The organism is Burkholderia sp. Ac-20379, assembly GCF_017104645.1.
In the GTDB taxonomy this organism is placed as follows: Bacteria; Pseudomonadota; Gammaproteobacteria; order Burkholderiales; family Burkholderiaceae; genus Burkholderia.
Window position 1 is genome coordinate 1 of the sequence record NZ_JAAGPF010000468.1, and the last position, 4086, is coordinate 4086.

Genomic DNA, 4086 nt, shown 5'->3' on the forward strand with positions numbered 1-4086 from the left:
TAGGCGCATCAGCGTCTGGCGGCCGTCGGCCGGATCGGGCGAGCCGCTCACCGCGCCAGCCGCTTCGAGCGCGGCCACCGTGGCGCGCATCGACTGCGGCCGCACGCTTTCCGCACGCGCCAGCGCCGACACGGTGGACGGCCCGTCGCGTTCCAGACGCAGCAGCACCGAGCGCTGCGACGACGTGAAATCGCCGGCGCGGCCCTGCTCGCGCAGCCGCCGCATCAGCCGGGCCAGCGCGATGCGCAGGTCGCCCGCCAGATGGGCGGGTTCGGGAGCGGGGGAGAATTCGGGGGAGCGGGACATCGGTGCACGATAGCACTTCCACAGGAAAACTGCACAGTTAAGCTGTATATCCCGCTTCGCCCCGCCAGCCCGCGCGCAGCGGCTCGTCCGGTCATACCACCGGATTTTTGCTCGTGTCAGAATGCCCGCATCCCAGCCGCCCACCCTGCTCCGCCCGATCATGCCGACCTCGCCCCGCCGCCAGTTGTTCACGCTCTATGCCGCGCTGCTGGGCGCGAACCTCGCCGCCTGGATCTGGGCGCTGGTGGCGCTGCACGATCGTCCGCTGCTGCTCGGCACCGCGGCGCTCGCCTACGGTTTCGGGCTGCGCCACGCGGTCGACGCCGACCACATCGCCGCGATCGACACCGTTACGCGCAAGCTGATGCAGGACGGCAAGCGGCCGTTCTCGGTGGGCCTGTTCTTCTCGCTCGGCCATTCGACCATCGTGATCGTCGCCACGCTCGGCATCGCCGTCACGGCGCTCGCGCTGCGCACGCAGTTCGACACGTTCAAGGCGGTCGGCGGCACGATCGGCACGGCTGTCTCGGCGAGCTTCCTGCTCGTGCTGGCGATCATCAACCTGGTGATCCTGCGCGACATCTGGCGCCGCTACCGCCGCGCGCGCACCGGCCACGGCGAGCACGACGCGACGGCCGCCGAAGCCCATCACCACCCGGCCGGCGGCTTGCTGACGCGCCTGCTGCGCCCGCTGTTCCGGCTCGTCACGAAGAGCGCGCATATGTACCCGGTGGGCCTGCTGTTCGGCCTCGGCTTCGACACGGCCACCGAGATCGGCCTGCTCGCGATCGCCGCTGCGCAGGCCAACCAGGGGCTGCCGCTGCACGCGGTGCTGGTGTTCCCGGCGCTGTTCACGGCCGGCATGACGCTGATCGATTCCACCGACAACGTGCTGATGGTGCATGCCTACGGCTGGGCGATGGACGACCCGAAGCGCAAGCTCGCCTACAACCTCAGCATCACGTTCGTGTCGGCGGCGGTCGCGCTGGTGATCGGCGGCGTCGAGGCGCTCGGCCTCGCGGCCGACAAGCTCGGGCTGGCGGGCGGCGTGTGGGATCTGGTGGGCGCGATCAACGACCGCTTCGGCGCGATCGGCTACGGCATCGTCGGCCTGTTCCTCGTGTGCTGGGTCGGTTCGATCCTGTTCCACCGCTGGCGCCGCGCCAGCTCGCAACTGGCCTGAACGAACGCGGCGCGCGAGCCGCCGCTACAGCATCTCGAGCGGCTGCTTGCGGCGCGGCGGCCGGAACGCCACGTCGAGCCGCGCGAGCGCCGCATCGTCGAGCCTCAGATCGAGCGCGGCGCGGTTCGCGCGCACATGCTCGACGGTGCCCGCCTTCGGAATCGCCAGCACGTCGTCGCGACGCAGCACCCAGGCCAGCGCCACCTGCTCGGGCGAGACGCCGCGCTCGGCCGCGATGTCGTCGAGCACGGTGCCGCGCGGCAGCCGCAGGTGGTCGATCGGGCTGTAGGCCATGGCCGGCATGCGGCGCGTGGCGAGCCACGGCAGCAGATCGAATTCCGGCCCGCGCCGCGCGAGGTTGTAGAGGATCTGGTTGGTCGCGCAGCCCGCGCCGTTGGCGGCCACCAACTCTTCCATGTCGTCGGTGTCGAAGTTGCTGACGCCCCAGTGGCGGATCTTGCCGGCCGTGCGCAGCGCATCGAACGCCTCGAGCGTTTCCTCGAGCGGCACGCCGCCGCGCCAGTGCAGCAGATACAGATCGAGACGATCGGTGCCGAGGCGCTTCAGGCTGGCCTCGCACGACGCGATCATGCTGCGGCGGCCGGCGTTGTGCGGATAGACCTTGCTGACCAGAAACACCGACTCGCGCAGGCCGTCGATCGCCTCGCCGACCAGTTCCTCGGTCGCGCCGTCGCCGTACATCTCGGCGGTGTCGATCAGCGTCATGCCCAGCTCGATGCCGGCGCGCAGCGCGGCGATCTCGGCGCCGCGGCGCGCGGGCCGCTCGCCCATTTCCCAGGTGCCCTGCCCGAGCTTCGCGACGCGCTCGCCGTCGGGCAGCGCGATCGTATCGGTGGTGTTCGCCATCTCGTCCTCGCGGGTGATCCGGCAACAGGCCGGGCTCGCCAGTGTAGCGATTCGCGGCCGGGATCGCCGGGCTATAACGGCGGCCCGCGATGACTTAAAATGGCCCCCACCCTGTTTCACGCCGCCCTCATGAAGCCATCGACGGAAGACCGTTGGCACGATCTGCGCCCGGACCCGGACAACGATACGCCGCTCTATCTGCAACTCGCGCGCAAGCTCGGCGAGGCGATCCACGACAACCGCTGGGCGGCCGGCGAGGCGCTGCCGTCCGAGCGCGTGCTGTCGGAGGCGCTCGGCGTGTCGCGCATCACGGCGCGCAAGGCGATCGCGCTGCTCGTCGAACAGGGCCTGATCCGGCGCACCCACGGCGCCGGCAACTTCATCCAGCCGCGTTACGAGGATCCGCTCTCGCGGCTGTCGAGCTTCAGCGAAATGCTGCGCCGGCGCGGCTTCACGCCCAGCTCGCGCTGGATCGCGGGCAGCGTGCAGCCGGCCAACCGCGACGAGGTGATCCAGCTCGGGCTGTCGCCGGCCGCATCGGTCACGCGGCTCAAGCGGCTGCGGCTCGCCGACGGCATCGTGATGGCCGTCGAGAACTCCACGTTCCCGGCCACGCTGATTCCCGATCCGGCCGCGATCGGCGATTCGCTCTATTCCTACCTCGAACAGCGCGGCACGCCGATCGTGCGTGCGCTGCAGCATTTCCGCGCCGTCAACGCCAGCGACGAGATCGCCGCGCAGATGGGCATCGCGCCGCACGACGCGCTGCTGCTGATCACGCGCATCGGCTACACGCACGACCAGCGCGCGATCGAGCTGACCGATACGTACTGCCGCAACGATTACTACGATTTCGTCGTGGAATTGCGGAAGTAAGCCACAGAAGTCGTCAATCGAAGCAAGCGGCCGGCGCGCAATTTCCGTGCGCGCCGCCTTCGCGTTCCCTCACGTTCCCTCGCTGCGCGCCGCTCAATCGAGCCAGGCCGGCGCATCCGTGCCGGGCGGCACCGGCGGCCGCGCGAAGTGCGCGGGCGTGGCGTCGAGCCGCTCGGCCGGCCGCACGCCCTGCACCGCGCCGAACGGCGCGGGGAGCGGCGCGTCTAGGTCGCCGCGCACGTCATCGAGCGTCCGGTCGGGAACCGTGCGCCCGCCTTCCACCAAGCCGAACGATTGCAGCCAGCGCCCCGTCTGCGCCAGCGACACGCGCACGCGCCAACTGCCGCCCTCGGTCGCGCGCCGCGCCAGCGCGATCATCGCGCCGAACGCGGCGAGATAGCCGGTGGCGTGATCGAGCGCCTGACACGGCAGATGCACGGGGCCGTCGGCGCCCGCCGCGCGCTGCTCGTGCCACGCAATGCCGCTGGCGGATTGCACGAGACTGTCGAAGCCGCGCCGCGTCGCCCACGGCCCGTCGTAGCCGTACGCGCACACCGATACGCAGACGATCCCCGGATGGCGCCGCGCCAGCGCGTCGTCGCCGAAGCCGCGCGCGGCCAGCGCGCCGGGCCGGTACGACTGCAGGAACACGTCCGCGCCGCCGGCCAGCGCATCGAGCGTGGCGTGGCCTTCCGTGCCGCGCAGATCGACGTGCGCCGAGCGCTTGCCGCGGCCGTTGTCGATCACGAGCGCCGGGATGTTCGGCAGATGCGGGCCGTTGACGAGCAGCACGTCGGCGCCATGCTGCGCGAGCGTGCGGCCGCCCACCGGCCCGGCGATGATGCGCGTCAGGT

General features: G+C 71.1%; 5 protein-coding genes. 2 read left to right on the forward strand and 3 right to left on the reverse strand.

Features of this window, described 5'->3' with window-relative positions; all coding sequences use genetic code 11:
* A partial coding sequence (locus tag G3N92_RS31445) for a MarR family transcriptional regulator (RefSeq protein WP_206131436.1) occupies positions 1-306 on the reverse strand: 306 nt, incomplete at its 3' end.
* A gap of 160 nt (positions 307-466) precedes the next feature.
* On the opposite strand from G3N92_RS31445, the gene G3N92_RS31450 reads away from it, so the two are divergent.
* Positions 467-1489: a HoxN/HupN/NixA family nickel/cobalt transporter gene (locus tag G3N92_RS31450; RefSeq protein WP_206131437.1), complete on the forward strand. Its 1023-nt coding sequence runs from the start codon at positions 467-469 to the stop codon at positions 1487-1489.
* A 24-nt stretch (positions 1490-1513) separates the two neighbouring features.
* Here the strand turns inward: G3N92_RS31450 and G3N92_RS31455 are convergent, their stop codons facing one another.
* Entirely contained in the window at positions 1514-2356 is an 843-nt protein-coding gene (locus tag G3N92_RS31455; protein ID WP_206131438.1) for an aldo/keto reductase, read from the reverse strand.
* Positions 2357-2485: 129 nt separating this feature from the next.
* On the opposite strand from G3N92_RS31455, the gene G3N92_RS31460 reads away from it, so the two are divergent.
* Complete coding sequence (locus G3N92_RS31460; RefSeq protein WP_206131439.1) at positions 2486-3232, forward strand: GntR family transcriptional regulator; 747 nt, start codon at positions 2486-2488, stop codon at positions 3230-3232.
* Positions 3233-3325: 93 nt separating this feature from the next.
* On the opposite strand, the gene G3N92_RS31465 is transcribed toward G3N92_RS31460, so the two are convergent.
* The coding region (locus G3N92_RS31465; RefSeq protein WP_206131440.1) for a CoA transferase at positions 3326-4086 on the reverse strand (761 nt) is incomplete at its 5' end.

Excerpts from the sequence above, each read along its gene's own strand:
- G3N92_RS31450 (WP_206131437.1), top strand. The coding sequence starts at position 467 with ATGCCGACCTCGCCCCGCCGCCAGTTGTTCACGCTCTATGCCGCGCTG.
- G3N92_RS31455 (WP_206131438.1), bottom strand. The coding sequence starts at position 2,356 with ATGGCGAACACCACCGATACGATCGCGCTGCCCGACGGCGAGCGCGTC.
- G3N92_RS31460 (WP_206131439.1), top strand. The coding sequence starts at position 2,486 with ATGAAGCCATCGACGGAAGACCGTTGGCACGATCTGCGCCCGGACCCG.